We start from the raw sequence: 23,252 nt of genomic DNA on the forward strand, positions 1-23,252 counted from the left end.
GACGGCTGGTCAGCCAAGTGCCCGTTCCGTGGGGCGGGGCAGGGGAATCGGTCCCCCTCCCCACCTGCGTGGCGCCGGTGCCGGCTTGACGCGGGGAGAAGCACGCGGAGTGGTGCGGGGCCGAGAAGTGCGAGAGCGCAGCCACACCCCAACTCCCCGTTACCTGCGCCACCAGCGCACCACTCCGGTCATCGCCACCGCGGTCGCAGCAGGAGCCCTCCTCGCCACCAGCCTGACCGCCGCGGCCCGCACGACCCTGTTCCACCAGGCCCAGGCCGGCGCGGCCCAGACCGCGCGGAAGACAGGTCTCGGCACCAAGGCGAAGCTGATCGTCAAGGACGCCGTCAAGGACGCCGACGGCACCGTCCGCACCCGCTACGAGCGTACCTACGCCGGCCTCCAGTTCGTCCAGCGACCAGTCCACCGCCGCCGACGCGGCCTACGGCGCTCAGGAGACCTGGGACTTCTACATGAACACCTTCGGCCGCAGCGGCATCGAGACCGACGGCGTCGGCGCCTACTCCCGCGTCCACTCCGACAACGACTACGCGAACGCGTTCTGGGACGACAGCTGCTTCTGCATGGCCTACGGCGACGGCACCCTGCCGCGCTACATGGGCAAGCTCAGCAAGGACGGCGAATCCGCCGACTCCTGGTCCTCCGACGTCGCCAACCTGGACGTGCACCACTCGTCCGGTGTGCCGAACCACTTCTTCCACCTGCTGTCCGAGAGCAGCGGCAGCAAGACGATCAACGGGATCAGCTACGGCTCGCCGACGTAGCGCTGACCGAGTACTTCACCTCGACCACCGCCTACTCGGACGCCCGCTCGGGCACCCTCTCGGCAACAGCCGTCCTCTACGGCTCCGGCAGCACCGAGTACAACGCGGTGGCCGCGGCCTGGTCGGCGGTCAACGTCAGCTGATCCCCGGGTGATCGACAGGGCGGCACCCGCGGGTTCCTTCGACGCGGTGCCGCCCTCGATGCGACCTCCGACCGGGCGGCCCACGCCGTCGGCGCGACGCCGGGCTGATCGGGGTCGGGGCCGACCCGTCCGGGGCGGGCTCAAGGCCGCCGCACGAGCCCGCCCCGGAACCCGCCGCACAGAACGTCAGGCGCGATAGGCCACGTTCGCCATCATCCCGGACTCGCCGTGGTACGCGTTGTGGCAGTGCAGCATCCACTGGCCAGGGTTGTCGGCGTCGAGGAAGACCGACACCGTCTTCTTGGGCAGCACGATCACGGTGTCCTTGCGCGGCCCGGAGTCACCGATCTGGTAGGTGTGGCCGTGCAGGTGCATCGGGTGCCACATGTCCGTGGTGTTGACGAAGTCGAGCCGCACGCGCCGGCCCTCCTCGATGACGATGGGGTGCGCCTCGGGACGGTTCATGTCGAACGGCGTGCCGTTGATGGCCCAGTTGTACTTCATCATGGTGCCGGTCAGCTTGATCTGGTGCGTGATGTCGGTCTTCGCCGACTTCAGCCGCACGCCGTCGGCGGCCCGCAACTCAGAGGCCGTCATGATCATGCCGTCGAGTTCCTTCGGACGGACGGTCGCCTTCGGGGTACTCCCCGAGCCCGTGCGCACCAGTGCGAGGCCGTTCGCGTTCTTGCCCTCGGCCAGGGCGACGAGCGGGAAGACGCCGTCGCCGAGGGTGACCAGCACGTCGTAGCGCTCGCCCATACCGACCAGGAGGGCGTCCACCTCCTGGTGCTCGACGGGGAAGCCGTCGGTGTGCGTGATGGTCAGCCTGTGGCCGCCGAGAGCCACCCGGTAGGCGGTGTCCGAGCCCGCGTTGATGATCCGCAGCCGGACCTTCTTGCCGGGCTTGCCCGTGTAGACGTCCGGGTCGGCCGCCACCCGGCCGTTGACCAGGTGGTGCGGGTACTTCACGTCACCCGCGTCGCCGCCGAGCAGCTTGCTGGTGGCGCCCATGAGCATGAACCTCTGCGACATGCCACCGGAGGAGGCCGAAGCCGACGGGGAGGCGGAATCACCCATGCTCATCCCGCCCATGTCCCCCATGTTCCCCATGCTGTCGCTCGAACTGCTGGGGCTCGGGCCGCTGCCCATGTCCATTCCGCTCATGTCCATGCCGCTCATGTCACCCATGCCCCGCCGGAGATCGGCGAAGACCTCGTCGGGTGTCCCGGTGACGCCGTCGACCCAGTCGTCGAGGAGCACGACCCACTCGTCGTCGTAGGCGAGGGGCTCCTTGGGGTCCTCGACGATCAGCGGGGCGTACAGGCCGCGGTCGAGCTGGACGCCGACGTGCGGGTGGAAGAAGTACGTGCCGGGGACGTCGGCGATGAACCTGTAGGTGAAGGTGGAACCCGCCCGGACGGCCGTCTGGGTGGCCGGGGGCACGCCGTCCATGTCGTTGCGCAGGGCGATGCCGTGCCAGTGGATGGACGTGGTGGTCTTGTTCGGGAGCTGGTTGGACAGCTCTGCCACCAGGGCGTCGCCGACCGAGAGCCTGACCTCCTTGCCCGGGGTGCGGCCGTCGAAGGCCCAGGTCCTGGGCATGACGCCGCCACCCAGGTCGATCATGGCGGGAGCCGCGGTCAGGGTGAGCTTCCGCTGCCGTCCGGTGCCCCTGCGCTTCTTCTCGGCGGCGGCGACGGCCGAGGCGGTCGGGCTCACCAGGGCGTTGCCACCGGCGGAGCCGGAGCTGCCGCTGGCGCCGCCGCTGCATGCGGCCAGCGCACCGGCGCCGGCGACTCCCAGTCCGGCGAGCAGAACGGAGCGGCGGTTGATGCTGTTCATGGGTTGTCGTCCTCTGTGTCGTAACTGCCGATGTGGTCACGGAGGGACGGCACATCGCGCGCCGTCCGGCGCGGCCTAGATGCGCAGTTGCGAGAGGACGGACAGATCGGGCGGGGCCCGGCCGACCGCAGCGGCCGGTGCGCGCCCTTCGCCGACGGGGCCTGATGGCGTGATCACGTCGGTCGTGCTCCGGCCGGGCAACACGAGGTGTACGGAGCCGATGCCCGCCGCACCGCAGTGCTTCATCCCGGGCACGGCGCAGCCGTTGTCGTCGGAGTTGTGCGGGGAGGTGCCCGAGGCGGACGGTGCCGCATCGTCCGACATGGCCTGTGCGGCATGCACGGAGCGGGGCATGGACGGCGAGGCGCTCATCACAGACGTGTCGTGGTGCACCAGCACGGCCAGCGCGACGCACAGGGTGAGCAACACCCCGTACGCCCAGCGGACGGCACCGCTGCCGCCGCGCACCGCCCGTACCGCCATGAACTCCACCTGTGCCGTGCGGATCGATCACCGAGTTCTCATATTACCCCCAGGGGGTACGCACCGCTCAGCGACCTGTAGACGTGTGCAACGCCTCAGACCATCACCCGGCCCGCCGCCCACACCACTTCGGCGTTCTGGGCAGCCAAAACACAGGTGCACACCTTCGAGGAGGGTGAGCTGCACCGCCGCCTGTGGCGTGTCACGCAACACCTGCCCTGCCGCCACCGCGTCGAACCAGGTTCGCGGGAGCGGCCGCCCGCACCCGTCGCAGCCGACGAGGGCACGGGTGAGATCGCTCCCCCGGTCGACGGCGAGCTGCCGTCACTGCGGCAGCGGCTTTTCGTGTCGCTGGTGCTCACCGTGCCCGTGGTCCTGATGACGATGGTGCCGGGTCTGCGGTTCGACAACTGGCAGCGGCTGTCGCTGACCCTGGGCGCACCGGTCATGGCCTGAGGCGCCCTCCCCTTCCACCGGACCACCTGGGCGAGCGCCCGGCACGGCGCCGCGACCATGGACACGCTGGTGTCCGAAGGCACGTTCGCCGCCTTCGGCTGGTCGCTGTGGGCGCTGTTCTTCGGGCACGCCGGGATGCCGGGCATGAGGCACGCCTTCGAGCTCACCGTCTCCCGCACGGACGGAGCCTCCTCGATCTACCTGGAGGCCGCCGCCGGCGTGACCACGTTCATGGATCACGAGCAACGGGGGCGGGCCGCTCACGACCCGTGCCGGACGTTGATGTCGTCGTCGCCGCCATGGCGGTCGGCCTCGTCCCTGAGCAGTATCGACAGCAGGGATGCCACCGTCAGGCCGGCCTCGGCCGGATGGCGCAGGACCTTGGCCGGGTCGATGCTGTACTGATTGGTCCGGCCGTTGCGGGTGTGGGAGAGGTACCCGGCCTGCTCCAGGTCCGCGATGATCTTCTGCACAGCGCGTTCCGTGAGCCGGCAACGCGCGGCGATGTCGCGGACGCGCACGTTGCGGTTGTCGGCGATGCTGGCCAGCACGCGCGCATGGTTGGTCAGGAACGTCCACCCGTTGTGCGGCTCGGGCACTCCGTGGACTTCCATCATGGTCACCATGCTACGACCGCTTGTTCACGCTATCCAAAACACGAACTTTGATTCGTGCAGGGCTTGACGGGTCACGGGGGCGGAGTGAGCCTGAAGAGGGACATCCGGCGAACCGGAGGAGGCGAGCATGGCGCTACCGGCCTGGGACACGACAGCTGCCGACGATGATGCCGGCCGCACGCCACCGACGATCAGAAGCCTGCTGGCGCACGCGGGGCCGAGTGACACCCGTGTGACCGTCACCGTCACCGGAGAGTTCTGCCTCGACAACAGCCAGACCCTCCGCCGTGCCCTGGACGACGCCCTCGCACGTTCCGAAGAGGGCGTGGACCTGGACCTCGACGAACTGGACCTCGCGGACTGCTCCGCACTCAACGTGCTCCTGGCCGTACGCCGCGAGGCGATCGCGGCGGGCAAGACGGTCACCGTCACCGCCGCCAGTCCCGCCGTTCAACGTCTGCTCTCCTACACCGACACCCACACCCTCTTCTCCCCCGCCCGGAACCCCGGGGCGCCCTGCGAGGACACCGACGAAGGTCTCCTGCAGACCGAGGTCATCCAGCTCCGGCGCGCCATGCGCACCCGCCCCGAGATCGACCTGGCCCGCGGCATCCTCATGGCATCCTTCGGCCTGGACCCCGACGCGGCTTGGGACGTACTGGTCACGGCATCCCAGAACACCAACATCAAGCTGCACCGCCTGGCCAGGGACGTCGTCAGCACCGTACAGGGAGCGCCCCTGCCGGACCCGGTCCAACGGCAACTCACGGCAGCCGTGGCACGGACACGTACCACCGACAGCCCGTCACGGCACCGCACCCGCAGGGGCCGGGCTCGACGCCCCGTGTCCCAAGAATCCGGACCTTCGTGAGCATGCACGTCAGACGCTTCACCCGGTGCCACGGACACGGCGCGGCGGTCTCCGGCGCACCCTCGCCCGGTGACGTTCAGGCCTTCACTCCGGCCGGAAGCCGGACCTCCGGGCGACCACGTCGCGAGCCACCTCCGTGACGGTACGCCCCTGGGCGAAGGCGCGCGCCCGCATCCGGTCGAGAGCCTCCTCGGGATCCGCGCCGAGTTGCACCATCACGATGCCCATGGCCTGATACACCTCGCTGTGCTCGGCCTGCGAAGCCCTCATCCATGGCGCTCCCTCGTCTCCCGGCACCCGTTCGGAGCCGGGCTCGGGAAGCAGCTTCATGAGGGCGAGCGTGATCGCGTCCCGCGCCCACAGCGCGATGGCCAGTTCGCTCGCCGACAGTCCTCCGGGCTGGTCACGGTACATGTCGAGGGTCCCGATCGCCGCCTCGTCCGTGCCCAACGGCAGGGAGAACACCGCTCGGACCCCCAGCCCGACGGCCTCGTGGGCGAAGACGGGCCACCGCCCGCTGCCCGGCTCTTCGGCGAGGTCCACGGCCAGCACCGGGCCGCCCGCACCGAGCGCAGCCTGACATGGCCCCTCACCCAGGGTGTACTGCGCCTCCGCCAGCCGGGCCGCCACACGGTCGCTGGCACACCACATGGCTCGTGCCGTGGGGCCACCAGAGATCGACACCGAGGCACCGGTGACCGGCAGCAGGCGGACACAGGCCCGGCACAGAACCTCCGGGACCTGCTGGGTGTCGACGCCTTCGGCCGCACTGGCGAGCACCTCGATGCCACGCAGCCATTCCTCCAGACCCGAAGGATCGCCGCCGCCCGAGGGGCTTGCGACGGAACCGGACGGCATGCTCCCACCTCCCCGTCGCGGAGCCCGGTCGGACCGACCTGGGCATCTCGCCGTTCCTCGTACATCAGTCGTCAACGGCCGAGGGCGTTCTCCAACTGCCTCTTGGTCATCGAGGAGCGCCCGTGGATGTGGCGCTTCCTCGCCTCCTCGTAGAGCTGGTCCTTCGTCGGACCTTCCGCACCGCTGTGCGAGCGCTGCCCGCCGCGCTGGGACGCAGATTTCGGGTCACGGGTCGAGACCTTGCTCGCGGTCTTCGACTCGCCCGACCTCGCCCGCTCCTTGTTGACCGTACGCGCGGCGATCTCCTTTGCCCGCCGCGTCGACTCGCCACGGTCCTCGGCGCTCTTCTTGATGTGCTCGTACTGCCGTTCCCTCTTGGCACTCGATCCGGATGGCATGACGCCTCTCCTCCGCCTTCCGTGACGGCCTCTTCACTTCGTGCCGGAGTCCGCACTGGAGGACGAGTTCCCCGGCGCGGCCGTCCCATCCACGGAGCACGGGGGCACAAACCGAGCGCCCGGCCCCGTCCGTCGGTACACCGTGACCTTCCCTCGGCCTACGGCCGTGTGGGTGCTGCGGGAGTACGCGGTCCTCGCCGACGGCGAACGCGGCGCCGTGGCGGATCCTGATCGGAGGTGGCGGATGCTTCGGCGTCGAACCGGGTCGCCCGGTGGCGTGTGGGGGGGCGGGTACTACGAGGACGGCACCCTGACACGGGTGAGCCGCTGGGTGACGGCCGAAAAGGGAGGCACGCGTGCGGCTCGGCCTCGACCCCCGGCCCGGCTTCGGCGCGGGCCGGGTGCGCGATCCCCGCCTTGACGTCGGTGTGTGGAGAGCAGACGTCGAAAGCCTGCGGCTGCGGCTCGGCGGGGCGCACCGGGCGGCGTGGCATTCCGGGACGGGGCTGCACGGTGAGTTCCGGCTGCGCGAGGGCCGGCAGCACGACCCCGGTCTGGAGTTGTCGGAGCGGGACAGCTTCGAGGCCGTGCCCGACAGACGCCGTACTTCGCCGTGCCGGACACGGACGAAGCCGTGTCCCACGCCCAGGAGCGATGTAGCACCCTGGCCATCGGGCCGATCCGTTCCCTCCTGGACGAGCGCGCTGCTCGCCGATCGCCGCTGCGCGACTTCGGGACCTGGCAGGGGAAACTCGCCACCGAGTGGGAGAAGTACGTGGCGGCAGGTCGCACCGGCGTTCATCACCCCTCCACACCCGCGACACCGCCTCATTCTTCGGGGAGATCCTCGGCCGGCCTCCGGCCACCCCGGCGAAGGCACCGGACAGCAAACAGCGACGGGAGGCTGGCGATGGCCGTGGCCGAGGAGTACGAGACCGCCAGCGGAATGCTCATCCGCCTGTCGGTGTTCCATTGGTTGAATGTTGGCTCTCGGCCGTCGTGACACGGCGGTGTGCGGCGCGTTCGCCGACCCGCCGGGACACATACGGGACTGAGAACGATGCGTACGTATGTCACTCCGCACGTGGCGGACACAGCCGTTGCGGCCATCGACGCGCAGGGCGTCGTGACCGCGTGGAGCCGTGGTGCCCGGCTGCTGCTCGGATACACGCCGGGCGAGATCGTCGGGCGCCCGGCGGCCGGTCTCCTGGGCTCCGGCCTCCCCGAGACGGCCCGGCGGAGGGCCGCACAGAGACAGGCGTGGACGGGGCGGGTTGCGCTGCGCGACCGAGAGGGCCGCCAGGTGGAAGCCGACCTGCGGGCCTGTCCGCTGATGGACGCCGAGCAGCACGTGCAGTGGTTCCTCCAGGCCGACGTTCCACAGGGGGCCGACGGCGCCGATCTGGTGCTGCAACGCAGTCTGCTCTCGCACCACCGGCCGACGCGGCTGGCCGTGGAGACCGGAACGCGCTATCTGCCGGCCGACGCGCAGGCCGGTGTGGGCGGCGACTGGTTCGACGTCATCCCTCTCTCGGGCGCCCGCGTGGCCCTGGTCGTCGGCGACGTCGTAGGCCACGGCATCCACGCCTCCGCCGCGATGGGCCGACTGCGCACGGCGGTGCGTACCCTCGCCGACGTCGATCTCACGCCTGACGAGCTGCTGACCCAGCTCGACGACCTCATCCTCGAAGAGATCGAAGAGGGCATCGAATCGGTCGGCGAAGTGGGCGCGACCTGCCTCTACGCCGTCTACGACCCCATCTCCGGCCACTGCACCATGGCCAGCGCGGGCCACCTCGCGCCGGCCCTCGTCACCCCCCACGGCGCGGTGCGCTTCCTCGATGTGGCGCCCGGGCCGCCGCTCGGCGTGGGCGGGCTGCCGTTCGAAGCCACCGACAGCCGGCTGCCCGAAGACAGCCTGATCGTTCTCTACACCGACGGACTGGTCCGAACTCGCCACCGCGACATCGGCGCCGGACAGCGGACCCTGCTCGACACCCTGAGCCGAGCCACTCCCTCGCCCGAGGCGGCGTGCGACCGTATCGTCGAAACGCTCCTGCCCGGCACCCCGGACGACGACGCCGCCCTGCTCGTCGCACGCACCCACATCATGGGCGCCTCCCATGTGGCCTCCTGGAATCTCCCCGCCGATCCATCCGTCGTCGCCACCGCACGCCGACGGGCCGCACGCCAGCTCTCGGTCTGGGGACTGCGGGACGCCGCCGACAGCACCGAACTGATCGTCAGCGAACTGGTCACCAACGCCATCCGCCACGCCCGCCCCCCGATCCAGCTGCGGCTCATCCACGACACCGCCCTGATCTGCGAGGTCTCCGACGCCAGCAGTACGACTCCGCACCTGCGCCGGGCCCGTGCCCTGGACGAGGGCGGTCGCGGCCTGTTCCTGGTGGGTCAGGTCGCCGAGCGCTGGGGCACCCGGCACACGCCCACCGGCAAGACCGTCTGGGCCGAGCAGCCCCCGCTCCTGCGCCGCCCGGTCCAGCCACACCGGGCGCCCACACCGCAAGCGCTCTCCACGGACAGGCGCACCAAGGCTGCAAGGCCGACCACCCGCCCCGTGGGGCAAGGGGCCCGGGACGAGGTCCCGAGGCCGGCGTCCCCCGTGGCGGGACATCCACGGCCCCAGGTCCCCCGGGGTGAGGAGGCGCTCAACCATGGCGGGGATGCTCGTCACAGACGATCAAGTGGTCGTACGTCTGACATGGTGGGAAAGGGCGGCCACTCGTCGTGGCGACGTTCGTGTGCCGCTGGCGGCCGTGTGTCGGGTGACCGTCGAACGTGACTGGTGGCGAGCCCTGCGCGGGGTGCACGAGTGCGGCATCTGCGTGGCTGGCACTCTGTCCATCGGTACGCGCTGTCATCAGGCCGGGAAGGACTTCGCAGCAGTGGGACGGGACAGACCCGCGGTATGCGTCGAACTCCGGCCTGGCGCACCCTTCCGCCTTCTCGCGGTGTCCGCACGGGACGACGAAGAAGCTGCGGCCACAGCCAGGGCCATCGCCCGGGCCGCGCCGAACATCGACACATCAACGCCGTGCCGGCAGCCCCTCCCCGTACCCGGTGAATCGGAATGAGCGGTGGCGGCGGAACGCGGGAAGGCTGAGATCCCGCTGGGCAACACCAGTGCCCGGTAGTTCTGCGCGTGTCCGGCTACACGCCCTTACCGACTCGTCGAACCAGAGGCTCGGCCGGCTCGCCGGTTCTTTCTGCGGCTTCGCGGGGTCCACCCGCCGGCGGAAATCAGCGGGCGGCATCTCATCGACGGAGCGGCGGCCAACCGGACCGCACCCGACCACGCGATCGAGCTGACAGCCGACGACGTGTACGTCCTGGCCCGCCGGCCTCTCCTGCCACCTGTCCACCCCACCGTCGACCACACGGAGGACCGGCAGGACCAGGATGACCCACTCCCGATCCACCCCGATGCCGCCGATGAAGCGGACGCTGCGGAGCAGGCACGTGTGGTGGAACTGAACCAGGACGACTACCGCTCAGACTGCCCTCACCGCTGCGGCGGAGTTTCGTGCCGACCTTGTGGTGGGCGTGCCGGCTGTACGCCTCCCCGGTCATCAGAAGCATGCCCACGTCATAACGGCCGGCCGGGTGACGGTTCTTCGAGCCCGGCGGCCGTCCCGGCCCGGGACAGTCTGGTCTCGCGTGCCCTCCCGGCGGTCGACTGGCCGGCACGCGTCGGCTTGCCGCTTCCCGGCGGAGCGCGCAACCTCGGCGTTGTGCTTCGCCGTCGCCGCGGTCATCGTCGCCGGCCGCCAGACCGACCCGGCCGTAAGCTTCGACGTCAACCCCGCCTCCCGCGAGATCCTCGCCGACCTCACCAGGACGGGTGCCACCTTCGACCTGATCGCCGCCAGAGCCCGTATCCACCGGGCAGGCTGCCTGTGCTGCATCGGCATGGGCCAGGCCCCCGCCCACGGCCGGAACTTCCAGCGCACCTTCCCGGGCAACTTCCCCGGCCGCTCCGACACCGCCGATGACGCGGTCTGGCTCCGCTCTCCGGAGACCGCCGCCGTCTCCCGCCCTCACCGGCACGATCACCGACCCCAGCGCATGGGCAGCCGAGGACGGCGTGCCGTACCCGGATCTGCGGCTGCCCGGGCACGCCTCCGTCGACCGCGCCGTGCTGGAGCCCCCGCCGCAGTCCGGAGAGGCGGCCCGGGGGCGAGCCGGAACGCGGCCCCGACATCTCCGGGCTCCCCGACTTCGACCCGCTGCCCGACGGGCTGACCGGTCCGGCCCTCCTCAAGCGCGGCGGCCCCCGGCGCGCCGCCGACCTGGGGGGTGTCATTTGGATCACCGGCCTGCACAACGCGCTGTCACCCGGAGCCGAGCCCCGGCTACGGCTGCACAACACCGCCAAGGGCGAGACCTACCAGGTCCCGCCACCGCCTCTCCAAGGTCTGCCGACGCACCGCGCTCGCCGGAGGCACACCATCGACTCCGGCGAGCACCTGCCTACTCCCCCAGGGCTCCTTCGTCCAGCCGGTGGGTCGTGGACCAGGTGGCGCCGCACCGGCAGTGCGAGAACTCGATCAATTCGCCGCCATCGCTCACACTCAGGCCGTCCCACACGCGGACGTGAACGTGTTCACCCATTGCAACTCCTTTGATTAGCGGAATGCTATTCAACGAATTACGGAATGGGCAGAAGCGCCCACATGTTGAGATTTGAATTACGTGCATGTCTGCGCGAATTATCGGCGCCGCGTCGTCCGGCACCGACTACACGCCGGTCAAAGATGGTCCCGGGCTATTGGGGGAACACGAAAAAGGGTCAGGGTGCCCGGCCGAGGCGGGGGCACAGCTGGTGGAGGTCCTGCCGCACGCGACGCGGTGACCCGGCGTAGGTGCAGCTGCGGCAGCCGGTCCCGTGGGACGGCTCCCGACAATGCCGTCGGCGAGGTCCGCGGCCACGTCGAGGAGAACGGTCGCCGGAGGACTGCGGGAGTTCGCCGCCGTGCAGGGTGTTCCCCTCCTTCCTGGGCCCGAAGCCCTTCAGGTCGCCCAGCTTGCCGGCGCGGGCCGCCTCCACGACCTCCTCAACCGAGGACACGCCGAGTTCCTCGTTGAGGGCCGGGGCCTTCTTCGGGCCGAGCGCGGGGATCGCGCCGTCAGTCGCCGGACGCAGGCCGGTATCTGCGCGCGCAGCTCGTCGACCGCCGGCACACTGCCGGAGCGGACGTACTCCTCGGCCTTCTCCGCGATCGACTTGCCGATCCCAGGAATCTCCTTGCAACTCCTTGGTGTCCAGCGTGGACACATCGGCGTGGTGACCACCGCTCGCGCGGGCGGCCTTCTCGTAGACGCGCGCCCTGTACGCTTCGCCACCGGTGATCGCGATCAGGTCTGCGCACTCCTGGAAACAGCACCGCGACCTCGCCATCGGACCGAGCCATGCTTTCCGAGTCAGCAGGAACGCCCCGCTTCATTCCTCGCAGGAGCGGCGGCACAGCGATCGCTCGGGTGGGGTGAACCGATCGTCGCCGAGTTCGAGGATCCGTTCGAGCGCATGGACCGCGCCTGCTGCTCGCCGACGTCAAGGCGGAAGAGCCGGAGCCTTGCACGAGGACGGACGGACCGTCCTCGTGCCCGAGGCGAAGGCCACCAGGCGTCGACACAGGGAGGTGAGACCTGAGGGCCCCGAGCCCGCTCAGCCACCGCCGCCCCGACGACACCGCCCGCACACTCTGCGTCCTGGTGCGAGAGCCTTCTCGCCTGTCCTGCGCCCGGCACGGCAGGTGCCGGGTCGGGCGGCGCGCGCTGCCGTGCGCTGACGCCGATGCAGTGGACTTATGGTGGTCGTGAAGGACTCTCCCCGGGCTCTGCCCGGTCATCGAGCGCCGAGCGGAGGTGTACGCCGCTTCACCTGGTGCCCTGCTTGCCCGTCTGCGGGGGTGTCATGCGAGTCGAACTGATCCAACCCGCCGTCAACGTGCTCTTCGACATGCCGGACGAGACGCACGAGGAGATCATCGCGCTCATCGACGCGGTCGCCGAGGGCGCGCAGACCCGGGCGCCGGACCTGGCAGCGGCGTTCGGCGAGTGGTGCTGGCTCGTCTACACCGTGCACGGCGACGTGGTCGAGGTACTGGACGTCGGCTGCGCACGGTGAGCCCCTGCCCGGCCGCGTGGGTGTCACCGCGTATCGGGCCGGGACTCGTAGTGCAGGCTGTGGAAACGACCGTCCTCCTCGCGCCCTGCGGGGTCGCCTCCCAGCGCCCGTACCGCCTCGATCGCATACCGCTGTTCCCGCTCGTCGGTGAAGAGACGTTGCGGATAGGTGCGGGTGACGTCGACGGTAGTGCTCAGCCCGTGTGCGGCCAGTGTCCGGACGATCGGGTGGTACGACACCGTCCGCAGGACGAACGCGCTGACCCACACCGGCCTTCGGACGCCGCCCAGCAGTGCCGTGAACGTCCGGGCGGTGACATAACTGCCGCCGCCGGTCAGCGTGATGAGGCCGACCTCGGCGAGCGCGCCGCTCAGGCCGGCCCCCGGCGGGCCCTGCTCCAGGTCGTCGGTGAAGCCGGCGTCCAGCAGACCCACCTCACACGCGTACCGCACGGCGGGTGCCGCAACGTCCAGCCCGAACACGGGTACAGCGTCCGGTCGACGCCGCTCGGCGTAGAACTCCTTGTCCTGCGCCGCGAGTTCCGCCGTCGACATCGTCCGGCGCTCCGGGGCGGTGTACCGCTTGTACATCTCCGCCAGCGTGACGTCGTGGTTCACCAGTGCGGCGTTGATCCCGTACGAGCAGCACACGTCCAGCAGCGCCGGCCTGCCCGGGTGGCCATCGGCGAGCGCGGCCCGGTCGGCCGCCACCTGCCGGAAGACGGGCTGGGCGTGATGCGGGATCTCGTACTCAAGCGGGGCCAGCCGCCGGAAGTACGCGCGGGGGTCCGGACGGTCGTAGATGTCGTCGAACCGTGACTTGCCGCCCGCCACGCCCTCGGCACCACCGGGGCAGGACTCAGTCATTCCGTACGTCTCCTCCTGGAACGGGGATATACATCCATCATGTTCCGCCTTCCGTGCCGGATTCTCGGGAGCACGTGAGATCGCCGCGCAGGCGCCATCGGTGCCACGGACCTACGGTGGTCACATGAGCGCCGGCAAGCCGGGCCGACGTAGCGGAGGAGGCTGGGGTGGAGGAAAACTTCGTCTGGGTGACCACGCGCCGCATTCGGCCGGGCACCCTCGATGACTTCGAGACGGTGTGGCGGCCGCCCACCCGTCCGCGGGGTATGCGCCGTGCTTTCGCGTACTGGTCCGGGGACGGACAGGAGATCACCGGCGTGTCCTTCTGGGACTCCCAGGAGACGTGCGACGCCTGGCGGGCCTCTGAACCGGAGACGCAGCGGCGTGCCGCGATGGCCCCCTACGTCGTGGAGGAGCGGGAAGGCTTCTATCGTGGCCGTGAGCTCGCGGTTCCCAGCGGTAGCCCCGGGTGAGCGGCGCCCTCGCACGCCGCCCGGTCGGGTCAGCGGGAAGGACCGCCCACGCCTCTCATACGCGGTCACGGACGGAGTTCGACGGGCGCGGGCCGGCATGAGTGCCTCGGCGACGGGGAACCCGGTGGGCATGGAAGGCGCGCCTGTGACTGTCCAGCCGCCGGGCCCCGACGGTGGCCGGCAGGTCACGATCCATGGCGAGCTCGTCGGCACCGCGTACCACCTGCTCGATGTGGTGGAGTTTCTGCGCCGGAAGGGCCTCCCCGAGACCGACACGACGGTCGACGACTCGGACCTGATCGAGTGGCGCGGCGGTGGGCCGCAAGCCTGGACGTCGGGCGGGTGAACCGGGTGTACGGAGTTCGTCTCCTGCCGGGGTCTGGTCCTGGCCAGGCCTCCAGCAGGTTGGCGGGGTCGTAGGCGTGTTCCTCTTGGTTTCTCACGGGTGGACGTCGACATTCTGAAGACGAACGGGTCACGTTGGTCACCCGCGCGGCACTCGCCGCGCCGTTTGCGTTGTCCGTGCGCACAGCACGGCACGGGCGTTCCCTCCTCCTCGGGATGTTCTCCTGGGCGGCGGTGAACCTCTCACGGCCCGAAGTCCGCAAGGATCGGCACTGGTTCGACCTGGGCGTCGGGCTGGACTGGGCCGGTGAGCGGCTTCGAGGGCGGATCTACGAGATCGACGGTGAGGACGGCACCGGCCGAGCGGTAGAGCGTGGCAAAGCCACGTCGTACCGGCGGTCAGAGCGGCTGCATGAGCCGTAGGCACCCTTGACGGGGAGGAGCGGTCCGAATCAACAACTGGCGGGCGAATCCGACTCCTCCGCTCACCGCGCAATCCGGGGGGAACGCGAGCAGCCCTGGGGAATTTCAGGGCTCTGGCCGCGGTGCCTGATGGCCACGGCCAAGTGCGGATCCGCCGCGCAGCTGGACCGACAGCAGTCTCCGGGGCCATGGCTGGGCTGACAACGCTGGAAGACCAGCCAGGTTGGCTCAGACGGACGTTGCCCTGGGCCGGGGGGGAGTTCATGAGGTCCCCCACGGGGACATGGGCGGTGGCTGTCAGTAGCCGATGGTGAAGCGGCGCTGCACGAAGCGCGGCAGCTCCGCCTCATCGATCAAGGCGATGGCCGCGTCCTCCACCGAGATGCGGCTGCGGCCGTCGGCGTCCAGGACCGGCTGGTCGCCGCCGATCCGGAAGCGGCCGGTGCGCTCGCCGGGGCCGATCTCCTCCGCGGGGCTGAAGTAGGTCCACAGCCGGTTCGAGGTCCGCAGGACGGCCAGGGCGTCGCGGTGACCGCGTACCGCTGCGGCGTATTCGCGGGGCAGCCCAAGCCGGTCGAGGGCGGCGTGCAGCAGTTCGTCGGAGTCTGCTCGCACCACTCCCGGTTCGATTTCGAGGCTGCCGGCGCCGCCGATCACGATGAGCCGGGTCTGTGGGCGGCTCTCCAGAGCCCTCAGCAGAGCCCGCGCCGCCGTCGCATAGACGGTCGGGTCGGCGATCGAGCGCCGGACGGTGTCGGCGAAGTCCTTGGCGGCATTGCCCGGCTGGAAGCCGCTGATCAGGACGTCGAGTCCGGGCAGGATGCCGGCGATGCTCTTCGGGTCCAGGACGTCGACGCTCGTCCAGGTGATGTTGTCCCGACGCTCCTCGCGCTGCGCCTGAACGGCGTCCCGACTGAACGCCTTGACACAGTGGCCGCGGTCGAGGGCCTCGGTGACGACCCGGCTGCCGATGGTGCCCGTGGCTCCGATGACTCCGATGTGCATGTTCTCCCCTGTGCATGCAGAAGTGGGACGCCACAGATGGTGACGCCGTGCAGAAACTATACGGCGTGAAGTTCGGTTACATGGCTAAGTAAGTCGACGCTGTAGAGTGCCTGTCGTGACAGCCACGGGAAGCAGGGGAAGACGCGAGCGGCTCCGGGCCGAGACCACCGCCGAAATCAAGAAGGTGGCACTGGCGTTGATGGCCAAGGGCGGGCCGGACGCCATCACCCTGCGAGCCATCGCCCGCGAGATGGGCATGACCGCCAACGCCATCTACGGGTACTTCCCGACCAGGGACGACCTGGTCACCACCCTGATCAACGACGTGTACACCGCCTTGGCCGACGCTGTGGACATGGCCTGGGAAACCACGCCCTCCGCCGATCCCGCCGTCCGGATCGAGGCGTGGGCCAACGCCTTCCGGACCTGGGCCCTGGTCAACCCCCAGGGGTTCCGCCTCATCTACGGTGACCCCGTGCCCGGTTACCAGGCCCCCGAGGGAGGCCCCGCCCCGGATGCCGCACGCCGGGTCTGCACCGGGCTCACCGCCCTCGCGGCAGCCGCCTGGCCCCACGCCCGGCACCTCTACCAGGACAGCGCCTTCGACTGGTCCGACTTCGACCCTGGGCTCCTCGAAAAGGTGCGTCCAGCGTTCCCCGACTTGCCACCCGCAGCCGTCGCCCTCGCCCTGCGCATCTGGGGACACCTGCATGGACTGGTGTCACTGGAGGTCTACGGCCACATGCACACCCAGACCACCAGCCCGGAGAAGCTCTTCCGGGAGGAACTCGCCCAACTCATAAGGACCCTGGGCATACCACGTCGACGCTGAGCGACCCAAGCGCCTGCAGGCTCCGTGAACTGCGGAATCGGGCATGCCCCAAGTGCGATGAGGAGACGTTCGAGGAGCAGGGTCAGTCCGCCAGTGACGGCGTCGAGGTCCTCGCGGCTGTCCTTGCAGTGGCGGATACCGGCGACGATGTGGGGTGGACAGTCTCGGTGGACTCCACCGTCTGCCGAGCTCACCAGCATTCGGCCGGAGCCGGGAAAAGGGGCCCCGAGCGGGCCGAGCCAGAGGATCACGCCCTCGGACGCTCCCGCGGTGGCTTGAGCACGAAGGTCCACCTGACCGGTGACAGCCATGCACGACCTCTGCCCATCCGCGTCACCGCAGGACAGGCCGGTGACGCGCCGGCCTTCGAGGCGGCCGGCATCCGGATCCCACGAAGCGGACTCGGCAGGCCAAGAACCCGTCCCGCAGTCGTCCTTGCGGATCGCGCCTACTCTTCACGCACGGTTCGTGGGCACCTCCGTCGACGCGGCCTCCGTGCCGTTGTCCCCCAGCCCTCAGACCAGATCGGCCACCGTCTGAGGCGAGGGAGCGCCGGAGGTCGCCCGCTCGGCTTCGACGCCGAGACATACAAAGAGCGCAACGCTGTCGAGCGATGCATCGCTCGGATCAAACAGTGGCGGGGCCTTGCAAGCCGGACGGACAAGCTTGCCGTCGCCTACCAGGCCGCACTGCACCCGCCCGCCATCCTCATCTGGACCCGCAGGTGACAGGATGCCGACGTGAGCCGGCCTATGAGAGGTCTGTACTCGGTTGGCGACGCCAGTCCCATCCGTGCCTGGCCAGTACCCCTTCTCGGCCGCGGCCGCCGATCTTGGCACCGGCAACGTCCGGATTTTACGAAGGCTCCCGTCCTGCCCCGAGATACACGGAGTCGGGGCAGACCGGAGTGGTATGCCCCGGAGACGGGGAACTTGCCCAGCTCGACCGGCTGGCCTGCATCCCCCGTCCGTGCACTTCGACGACGCAGTCGCGGCGATCTCCCTCGACGACTACGGCGGCACTGCTGTGGCGCGCTGCGCGCACACGGCCGCCGGCGCCTGTATTCCCACCCCGCCCCGCTGTCGCGGTGATCACACAGAGCCGTGGCGGAGATGTCGACGCCCGTCACGTACGTGGCGAGCCGGAACCGGAAGTCGTCGTGCTGGACGCACGTGGGCTTTCGGCCGATGCGGTGAAGGGGGTACCTCCCCGCTCGCATTGAGGCCGAGAGCTCGTAAGCATCTGCCGGGCGTCTCGACGGAGCGAACGTTGTGTGTCAGGGCGCTAGCGTGTGGCGAGCCGCTCCAGCAGGGCGGCGCTCCGTGCCAGCAGCACCCGCTCCTCTTCCGTGAGTTCAGCCTCGATGGCCTGCGCGAGCCACCCGGCCCGGCGGCCGCGCTCCGCTTCGAGCGCGGCCCGGCCCGCGTCCGACAGTTCGACCAACGACTTGCGGCCGTCGGTGGGGTGCGCGCGGCGCGTGATCAGGTTCTGTTCCATGAGAAGCCCCACCGCCCGGGCCATCGACTGGGGGCGTACGCGCTGATCTGCGGCGAGGTCGCTGGTGGTCATGGCGCCGTTGCGGTCGAGTGCACCGAGCACGGCGGCCTGGCCCAGCGGGATGCGGTCCTCGTGTTTGACGCGTCGGGTGAGCTTGCCCATCGCGGTGCGCAGTTCGACGGCGATGGCGGCGGCTTCCGAGGTGGTCATAGGGCACTTTACCCCGTTGGTCAGCAAAGCTGTGCACCCGACCTGCACAGCAATGCTGTACAGCAAAACTGAGCAGCATTGCTGTACAGTTCGGAGTTGTCGGGCTCAGCGCCAGCGTTGTCGCAGCCGGGCCACGGCACACGACAACGGGAAGGACCTCCCATGTCCACAAAGGCAGTCGGAACCGTCGACGCCGGCATCGAGACCGTCACCGCCCGCCGGATCATCGACAGCCGGGGCAACCCCACGGTCGAGGTCGACGTCGTACTGGCGGACGGGTCCCTGGGGCGCGCTGCTGTCCCCTCCGGCGCGTCCACCGGGACCCGGGAGGCCGTGGAGCTGCGCGACGGAGACTCGGCGCGCTGGCACGGCAAGGGCGTCGACCGCGCGGTGGCCCACGTCAACGGGGAGATCGCGGCGTTCGTGCGCGGCCTGGACGCGGCGGACCAAGCGGGTCTCGACGCCGCACTGGTCGCCCTCGACGGCACCGCCGCGAAGTCCCGGCTCGGCGCCAACGCGATCCTCGGCACCTCCCTCGCCGCCGCCAAGGCCGCAGCCGCTGCCCACCGCCAGCCGCTGTACCGCTACCTCGGCGGCGCCGACGCCCACCTCCTGCCGCTGCCGATGATGAACATCGTCAACGGCGGCGCCCACGCCGACAATCCGCTGGATTTCCAGGAGTTCATGATCGCACCCGTGGGCTCGCAGACCTTCGCCGAAGCAGTCCGCATGGGCAGCGAGGTCTTCCACACCCTGCGCCGCGATCTGCTGGCAGCCGGGCACTCCACGGGCGTCGGTGACGAGGGCGGCTTCGCGCCCGCGCTGCGTACCGCTGAGGAGGCGCTCGACTTCGTGATGACCGCCATCGAGCGCACCGGTTACCGCCCCGGCACGGACATCGGCCTGGTCATGGACCCGGCGTCGTCGGAGTTCTTCCGCGACGGGATGTACGACTACGCGGGCGAGGGGGTTCGTCGCACCCCCTCCGAGCACGCCGACTACCTGACCAAGCTCATCGACGCCTACCCGGTCGTCTCCATCGAGGACCCGATGGCGGAGAACGACCTGGACGGCTGGCGCGAGCTGACCGCCCGCGTCAGCGACCGCTGCCAGCTCACCGGCGACGACGTGTTCTGCACCAACGAGACGCTGCTGCGCGAGGGCATCCGCACCGGCGTCGGCAACTCGGTCCTGGTCAAGGTCAATCAGATCGGAACCCTGACCGAGGCGCTGGCCGCGGTGGCCACGGCCCACCAGGCGGGCTGGACGACTGTCATGTCCCACCGCTCGGGCGAGACGGAGGACACCACCATCGCGGATCTGGCGGTGGCGACCGGCTGCGGTCAGATCAAGACCGGCTCGCTCTCCCGCTCCGACCGCACGGCGAAGTACAACCAACTGATCCGGATCGAAGAGGAGTTGGGCGACGCGGCCCGCTACGCGGGCCGCTCCGCACTACGCCGGGCATGAACAGCAGGCAGGGATGGAGACCACGCGGGCTCCCAGATCGATCGGGGGCCCGCTCGCGTCCCGCGGAGACAGATCTCTGCAGGGCGGCCCGGGCGTGCGTGGTGACGGCGACCTCGGCGTCTCCCCATAGCCACATGCGGGTCGGCCGTTGGCGGCGGTCGGCCCGCAGCCCTCGTTGCTCGGGCCGTCCAGGGCAGCCGCACCGGCGTCACCCGCCCTCAGCGGACGCCCAGGGCCTGCCTGCCAGGACAGGCGCCGGGTTGTGTGACCCTTCCACGGCATGGACGAAGCCGGCCGCTTGAGTTGCGTCCAGGCGCGGGCATCTGCAGCAGCCGGTGGCCACCGGGGCGGCTGCCGAGCACCCCAAGGTGAGCGCTCCGCTGGTCAGGGGACAAACGACGGGCAACGGAGCAGGTCGTCCCGTGTCAGGATCCCAACCACATCACCGAGGTGTTCGGTGATGTGCCCGCCGAGTGGTCGAGCACCTGGTCGCCAGCCACGTCGCAGGCCCTCAGTCGCAGGCCCTCAAGCGATGGCACGTACCGTGGGATAGGCGTCGTTGGCGCCATCGCACGGGTGCCAGCAGGCTGAAGACGTGCGACAACGCCGCATCGTCTTCGACGCCACCTCCTGCAAGGCCCGGGTCGACCACCGGATCGCCCCCCCAGATCGTGGTCATCGCCACCGGATCCCCTCCACCGGGCATCGCGAGATCCTCGGTCCCATGGTCGCGACAGTGAGTCGACATCGTTCTCGACGAAGTTCCTGCGCCCGCTGGGGGCCCGCGGCCCGGAAAACGTCCAGCTGGTCATCTCCGACGGCCTAAGCGGTCTGGTCGCTGCGATCCGCCGGGCCGCGTTTCGGTGATCGAGAGGGGCTCCGGCGAGATGGTCGCCCCGACCATCCGCACTGTCTTCGCGCAGACCACCGGCGAGCAGGTGCGCACCCAGCCCAATGTGGTCGCCGACATGCTCGGACGGCAGTCTCCGCAGATCAAGACGATGCTGCCGGATGCGGCGACAGACATCACCGCGTTCGCCGACTTCCCGCCGGCGCGCTGGAAGAAGATCGGGTCGACCAACCCGCTGAAGCCGCTGAACCGGAAGATCAATCGCCGGGCCGACGCCGTCCGGGTCTTTCCCGACCCCGACGCCCCGGACCGGCTCGCCGCCGCAGTGCCGGCCGAACTCCGCGACGCACGGCAGGCCTTCGACCACCGCTACCTCTTCCAAGCCTCCGTGGCCGAGCTCTTCACCACCAAGCCGACCGAACCCGAACCTCAGATCACCCCACAACCCGGACCGAAACAGCCGCCGTGACCACATCACTCTGCGGGACATGACCTGCACTGGCACTTCCAGGCCATGAGCGCTGCACTCGCGGACAACGCACATGGCGGTGAAGGCTCGCCTTGTATGGAGGTGCACGACGCGATGCCTGGTGGCGCACTCCTCACGACAGGTTTCGGCACACGTCCCGGTCGGGCGCCGACGGCTTACCAGTAAGTGGTGTGCATCGTGAAGTTGCCGGTCACGGGTCTGGTGCGTGCGGGAGCGGAGATGCTCGTGCTGGTCGCAGGTGGATGACTTGGGCGAAGAGCATCGGTCAGGGTGCCGGTCACGGCACACGCTGCCCCGGACCTCCGTGCGTTCTGCCCCGTGGCTGCCCGAGCGGACGTTGTCCCCACGCGCGTACGGCCGGTAGGGAGGAGAGGAGTCCTGGGAGGTCTCTTGCCCTCACACGCGCACCAGCCGCGCCACCTACCGAACACCACCGCAGACCGGCCGCGTTCAACGCCACGTACCGCCTCGGTGTCACCAGCCGCGCCGACGATCGCCGCCCTGCAACGCACAGTCGGCAACGCGGTTGTCCAACGGATGCTGCGGCGCAACAACTTCAGCGCGGCCACCCGGACGGCCATGCCCGTGGCCCAGGGGCAGCACCGCAGGCACATCGTCCCGCACCACGCGATGAAAGGTGCGCTGCAGCAGTGGTGGGATGCCAAGGGCTCCCGGACCGCGGGAAACAACACGCAGCTCAATTCCCTGGGCGATGTCCAGGGCCTGCTGGACGCGATGAACAACAACACCAACAACCTGTGGCCAGGGCAGGGAGCCGCCAACAGCGCGATCGGAATGCTCGCGCACCACATGCCGGAGCTCATCGAGGAGATCAGCAGCCAACGCCTGGCCGGTCAGGAGGCGTACGACGTCATCGCCCAGTACTCCGGCTTCCAGCAGAACACCCAGCAGCAACTCGCCGACCCCATCTTTGAATTCGTGCGGAACGAGACGAACCCGAGAGAAGTCGTACGGTTCCTCAAGCAGGTGCAGCTGAACGCGGAAATCGACATACCGTCCGGGAATCCGCAAGCGTCCGTGATGGCCTGGCAGGATCTCCGAGGGCGGTTCGAACGGCTCCAGAACGATCCCGTACGCCACACCGAGGCTCACGTCCTCAGCCTCTACCAGGACTTCATGAACATGCCCGCTTCCGTCTGAGACCACCGCTCATCTCACCGTTCGTCGGTATCCGGACCGGGAATATCCAATTGAGCTGCTCCCATGGTGAAGTTGCTGGTCAGCGGTCTGGTGTGTGCGGGAGCGCAGATGCTCGTGCTGGTCGCGGGCGGATGACTTCGGCGAAGATCATCGGTCACCGGGAGACTTCGCGGTTCGTCAGGGTCAGCAGAACCCTCACCAGGGCGTCGCCCACTTCGGCCTGGTGCGAACCTTGCCCAGGACCCGCCAGTGCTGCAGGTGGGCGAAGCCGTGCTCGACCGGGGACCGTCTGCGGCGAGGGCCTTGTCGCCGAGCCCGATGAATCGCAGGTCGACGACGGCGCCGAGGCCGGCCGTCCGCTGTCCGGCGGTGAGCCGGCCCCTGTCGGCTGGCGGTGATCTCCGAGGTCCGCCCGATCCGTACCCCGTCACCCTCAACCTCACGGTGCATTCATGATCGAGCTCTCGCCGCGGGATGCACAGGTGCCGGCATGCTGGTTCCCCACCCACTCCCCCGGCCCCGATCGGCGAGCACGTGGCATGCCCTGGACGTACCGGCGCCGGGCGCGCAGTGGGGCCGGTCGACGAGTAGAGATCCGCGACGAGTACGTCGGCACCGCCTTCGGGCCTGCGACGTGGTCGGGTTCGCGCGCCGCGCAGGCCTTGAAGACCTCGACCTCGACGACCCGGAGCTCGTTTCGTGGCATGGCGGAGACGCGGTTACTTGGTGACACGAAGCTCCCGCGTCAGGACATCGGCTCAGAGCTGCGTGAGGATGGAACCCCAGGTGCAGTACTCGTTCCCCAAGACAGGGTGCCTTCGGTCGATCGCCGACTTGGCGACTCTGCAGCCGGGCCCCGACGGAGGAGCCAGCTGGCCGAACTGGTGTAGTAGCCGTTCTCCGGGTGTTGCGGTCGTTCCGCTTGTACGTGACGGCGGCCGGGAAGGTGGTGCGGCCGGCCTTGTCCGGAGTGTCGGGGTGGCCCGTGAGGTACTGGTGGACGATGTGGGTCGCCTGGTCGGCGGCGAGAGC

At 69.7% G+C, this 23,252-nt stretch carries 19 protein-coding genes and 6 pseudogenes; 15 read left to right on the top strand and 10 right to left on the bottom strand.

Annotated features, from left to right (window positions below; all coding sequences use genetic code 11):
* Window positions 1–395: 395 nt before the first annotated feature.
* Window positions 396–925: pseudogene (locus ACZ4MF_RS38780) on the top strand (M4 family metallopeptidase); the annotation flags it as partial.
* Between the two features lie 186 nt (window positions 926–1,111).
* Here ACZ4MF_RS38780 and ACZ4MF_RS38785 read toward each other — a convergent pair.
* Together ACZ4MF_RS38785 and ACZ4MF_RS38790 are read right to left on the bottom strand one after the other, a co-directional pair.
* A complete protein-coding gene (locus ACZ4MF_RS38785; RefSeq protein ID WP_467497678.1) occupies window positions 1,112–2,767 on the bottom strand; it encodes a multicopper oxidase family protein in 1,656 nt (551 codons plus the stop codon).
* A 75-nt stretch (window positions 2,768–2,842) separates the two neighbouring features.
* Window positions 2,843–3,250, bottom strand: coding sequence for a DUF6153 family protein (locus ACZ4MF_RS38790; RefSeq protein ID WP_467497680.1), 408 nt, complete (start codon window positions 3,248–3,250; stop codon window positions 2,843–2,845).
* A gap of 255 nt (window positions 3,251–3,505) precedes the next feature.
* Between ACZ4MF_RS38790 and ACZ4MF_RS38795 the strand changes: the two are divergent.
* Window positions 3,506–3,940, top strand: a pseudogene (locus ACZ4MF_RS38795) (heavy metal translocating P-type ATPase); the annotation flags it as partial.
* Between the two features lie 26 nt (window positions 3,941–3,966).
* On the opposite strand, the gene ACZ4MF_RS38800 reads toward ACZ4MF_RS38795, so the two are convergent.
* Window positions 3,967–4,323 carry a MarR family transcriptional regulator gene (locus tag ACZ4MF_RS38800; RefSeq protein WP_467497682.1) on the bottom strand — a complete coding sequence of 119 codons (357 nt, stop codon included), beginning with the start codon at window positions 4,321–4,323 and terminating at the stop codon, window positions 3,967–3,969.
* A gap of 127 nt (window positions 4,324–4,450) precedes the next feature.
* On the opposite strand from ACZ4MF_RS38800, the gene ACZ4MF_RS38805 reads away from it, so the two are divergent.
* Window positions 4,451–5,194 (top strand): ANTAR domain-containing protein, encoded by a 744-nt coding sequence (locus ACZ4MF_RS38805; protein ID WP_467497684.1) that lies wholly within the window; start codon window positions 4,451–4,453, stop codon window positions 5,192–5,194.
* An 84-nt stretch (window positions 5,195–5,278) separates the two neighbouring features.
* On the opposite strand, the gene ACZ4MF_RS38810 is transcribed toward ACZ4MF_RS38805, so the two are convergent.
* Entirely contained in the window at window positions 5,279–6,052 is a 774-nt protein-coding gene (locus ACZ4MF_RS38810; protein ID WP_467497686.1) for a GAF and ANTAR domain-containing protein, read from the bottom strand.
* A 71-nt stretch (window positions 6,053–6,123) separates the two neighbouring features.
* A complete protein-coding gene (locus ACZ4MF_RS38815; protein WP_356038354.1) occupies window positions 6,124–6,450 on the bottom strand; it encodes a plasmid stabilization protein in 327 nt (108 codons plus the stop codon).
* 1,060 nt (window positions 6,451–7,510) lie between these two features.
* Between ACZ4MF_RS38815 and ACZ4MF_RS38820 the strand changes: the two are divergent.
* From ACZ4MF_RS38820 to ACZ4MF_RS38830, 3 genes and pseudogenes are all read left to right on the top strand, one after another.
* Window positions 7,511–7,807, top strand: a pseudogene (locus ACZ4MF_RS38820) (PAS domain-containing protein); the annotation flags it as partial.
* A 45-nt stretch (window positions 7,808–7,852) separates the two neighbouring features.
* A pseudogene (locus tag ACZ4MF_RS38825) lies at window positions 7,853–8,926 on the top strand (ATP-binding SpoIIE family protein phosphatase); the annotation flags it as partial.
* Window positions 8,927–10,128: 1,202 nt separating this feature from the next.
* Entirely contained in the window at window positions 10,129–10,713 is a 585-nt protein-coding gene (locus ACZ4MF_RS38830) for an aconitase family protein (RefSeq protein ID WP_467497689.1), read from the top strand.
* A 228-nt stretch (window positions 10,714–10,941) separates the two neighbouring features.
* On the opposite strand, the gene ACZ4MF_RS38835 is transcribed toward ACZ4MF_RS38830, so the two are convergent.
* Together ACZ4MF_RS38835 and ACZ4MF_RS38840 are read right to left on the bottom strand one after the other, a co-directional pair.
* Window positions 10,942–11,082: a hypothetical protein gene (locus ACZ4MF_RS38835; RefSeq protein WP_467497691.1), complete on the bottom strand. Its 141-nt coding sequence runs from the start codon at window positions 11,080–11,082 to the stop codon at window positions 10,942–10,944.
* Between the two features lie 178 nt (window positions 11,083–11,260).
* Window positions 11,261–11,539: a hypothetical protein gene (locus tag ACZ4MF_RS38840; protein WP_467497693.1), complete on the bottom strand. Its 279-nt coding sequence runs from the start codon at window positions 11,537–11,539 to the stop codon at window positions 11,261–11,263.
* A gap of 846 nt (window positions 11,540–12,385) precedes the next feature.
* Between ACZ4MF_RS38840 and ACZ4MF_RS38845 the strand changes: the two genes are divergently transcribed.
* Window positions 12,386–12,598 carry a hypothetical protein gene (locus ACZ4MF_RS38845; protein WP_467497695.1) on the top strand — a complete coding sequence of 71 codons (213 nt, stop codon included), beginning with the start codon at window positions 12,386–12,388 and terminating at the stop codon, window positions 12,596–12,598.
* A 23-nt stretch (window positions 12,599–12,621) separates the two neighbouring features.
* On the opposite strand, the gene ACZ4MF_RS38850 is transcribed toward ACZ4MF_RS38845, so the two are convergent.
* Window positions 12,622–13,464, bottom strand: coding sequence for a hypothetical protein (locus tag ACZ4MF_RS38850; RefSeq protein ID WP_467497697.1), 843 nt, complete (start codon window positions 13,462–13,464; stop codon window positions 12,622–12,624).
* Window positions 13,465–13,631: 167 nt separating this feature from the next.
* Here ACZ4MF_RS38850 and ACZ4MF_RS38855 point away from each other — a divergent pair, with 167 nt between their 5' ends.
* From ACZ4MF_RS38855 to ACZ4MF_RS38865, 3 genes are all read left to right on the top strand, one after another.
* On the top strand, window positions 13,632–13,937 hold the full coding sequence (locus tag ACZ4MF_RS38855) for a hypothetical protein (RefSeq protein WP_467497699.1): 306 nt from the start codon (window positions 13,632–13,634) through the stop codon (window positions 13,935–13,937).
* A 130-nt stretch (window positions 13,938–14,067) separates the two neighbouring features.
* On the top strand, window positions 14,068–14,283 hold the full coding sequence (locus ACZ4MF_RS38860) for a hypothetical protein (protein WP_467497700.1): 216 nt from the start codon (window positions 14,068–14,070) through the stop codon (window positions 14,281–14,283).
* A gap of 176 nt (window positions 14,284–14,459) precedes the next feature.
* Window positions 14,460–14,705 carry a hypothetical protein gene (locus tag ACZ4MF_RS38865; RefSeq protein ID WP_467497701.1) on the top strand — a complete coding sequence of 82 codons (246 nt, stop codon included), beginning with the start codon at window positions 14,460–14,462 and terminating at the stop codon, window positions 14,703–14,705.
* Between the two features lie 297 nt (window positions 14,706–15,002).
* Here ACZ4MF_RS38865 and ACZ4MF_RS38870 read toward each other — a convergent pair whose 3' ends face one another.
* Complete coding sequence (locus ACZ4MF_RS38870) at window positions 15,003–15,710, bottom strand: NAD(P)-dependent oxidoreductase (protein ID WP_467497703.1); 708 nt, start codon at window positions 15,708–15,710, stop codon at window positions 15,003–15,005.
* A gap of 115 nt (window positions 15,711–15,825) precedes the next feature.
* On the opposite strand from ACZ4MF_RS38870, the gene ACZ4MF_RS38875 reads away from it, so the two are divergent.
* Window positions 15,826–16,542, top strand: a complete 717-nt coding sequence (locus ACZ4MF_RS38875; protein ID WP_467497705.1) for a TetR/AcrR family transcriptional regulator — start codon at window positions 15,826–15,828, stop codon at window positions 16,540–16,542.
* A gap of 110 nt (window positions 16,543–16,652) precedes the next feature.
* Window positions 16,653–17,270: pseudogene (locus ACZ4MF_RS38880) on the top strand (IS5 family transposase); the annotation flags it as partial.
* A gap of 556 nt (window positions 17,271–17,826) precedes the next feature.
* Here the strand turns inward: ACZ4MF_RS38880 and ACZ4MF_RS38885 are convergent.
* Window positions 17,827–18,249: a MarR family winged helix-turn-helix transcriptional regulator gene (locus tag ACZ4MF_RS38885; protein WP_467497707.1), complete on the bottom strand. Its 423-nt coding sequence runs from the start codon at window positions 18,247–18,249 to the stop codon at window positions 17,827–17,829.
* A 162-nt stretch (window positions 18,250–18,411) separates the two neighbouring features.
* On the opposite strand from ACZ4MF_RS38885, the gene eno reads away from it, so the two are divergent.
* The 3 genes and pseudogenes from eno (at window position 18,412) to ACZ4MF_RS38900 (ending at window position 22,220) form a co-directional block, all read left to right on the top strand.
* Window positions 18,412–19,719 (top strand): phosphopyruvate hydratase, encoded by a 1,308-nt coding sequence (eno, locus tag ACZ4MF_RS38890; protein WP_467497709.1) that lies wholly within the window; start codon window positions 18,412–18,414, stop codon window positions 19,717–19,719.
* 610 nt (window positions 19,720–20,329) lie between these two features.
* A pseudogene (locus tag ACZ4MF_RS38895) lies at window positions 20,330–21,038 on the top strand (transposase); the annotation flags it as partial.
* 558 nt (window positions 21,039–21,596) lie between these two features.
* Window positions 21,597–22,220 (top strand): hypothetical protein, encoded by a 624-nt coding sequence (locus ACZ4MF_RS38900; RefSeq protein WP_467497711.1) that lies wholly within the window; start codon window positions 21,597–21,599, stop codon window positions 22,218–22,220.
* Window positions 22,221–23,252 lie beyond the last annotated feature (1,032 nt).

It is taken from the genome of Streptomyces sp. NPDC025793, from assembly GCF_055558375.1.

Bases quoted from the DNA above. Each gene is read 5' to 3' on its own strand.
- ACZ4MF_RS38785 (WP_467497678.1), bottom strand. From the start codon at position 2,767: ATGAACAGCATCAACCGCCGCTCCGTTCTGCTCGCCGGACTGGGAGTC.
- ACZ4MF_RS38790 (WP_467497680.1), bottom strand. From the start codon at position 3,250: ATGGCGGTACGGGCGGTGCGCGGCGGCAGCGGTGCCGTCCGCTGGGCG.
- ACZ4MF_RS38800 (WP_467497682.1), bottom strand. From the start codon at position 4,323: ATGATGGAAGTCCACGGAGTGCCCGAGCCGCACAACGGGTGGACGTTC.
- ACZ4MF_RS38805 (WP_467497684.1), top strand. From the start codon at position 4,451: ATGGCGCTACCGGCCTGGGACACGACAGCTGCCGACGATGATGCCGGC.
- ACZ4MF_RS38810 (WP_467497686.1), bottom strand. From the start codon at position 6,052: ATGCCGTCCGGTTCCGTCGCAAGCCCCTCGGGCGGCGGCGATCCTTCG.
- ACZ4MF_RS38815 (WP_356038354.1), bottom strand. From the start codon at position 6,450: ATGCCATCCGGATCGAGTGCCAAGAGGGAACGGCAGTACGAGCACATC.
- ACZ4MF_RS38835 (WP_467497691.1), bottom strand. From the start codon at position 11,082: ATGGGTGAACACGTTCACGTCCGCGTGTGGGACGGCCTGAGTGTGAGC.
- ACZ4MF_RS38845 (WP_467497695.1), top strand. From the start codon at position 12,386: ATGCGAGTCGAACTGATCCAACCCGCCGTCAACGTGCTCTTCGACATG.
- ACZ4MF_RS38850 (WP_467497697.1), bottom strand. From the start codon at position 13,464: ATGACTGAGTCCTGCCCCGGTGGTGCCGAGGGCGTGGCGGGCGGCAAG.
- ACZ4MF_RS38860 (WP_467497700.1), top strand. From the start codon at position 14,068: ATGGAAGGCGCGCCTGTGACTGTCCAGCCGCCGGGCCCCGACGGTGGC.
- ACZ4MF_RS38870 (WP_467497703.1), bottom strand. From the start codon at position 15,710: ATGCACATCGGAGTCATCGGAGCCACGGGCACCATCGGCAGCCGGGTC.
- ACZ4MF_RS38885 (WP_467497707.1), bottom strand. From the start codon at position 18,249: ATGACCACCTCGGAAGCCGCCGCCATCGCCGTCGAACTGCGCACCGCG.
- eno (WP_467497709.1), top strand. From the start codon at position 18,412: ATGTCCACAAAGGCAGTCGGAACCGTCGACGCCGGCATCGAGACCGTC.
- ACZ4MF_RS38900 (WP_467497711.1), top strand. From the start codon at position 21,597: ATGCTGCGGCGCAACAACTTCAGCGCGGCCACCCGGACGGCCATGCCC.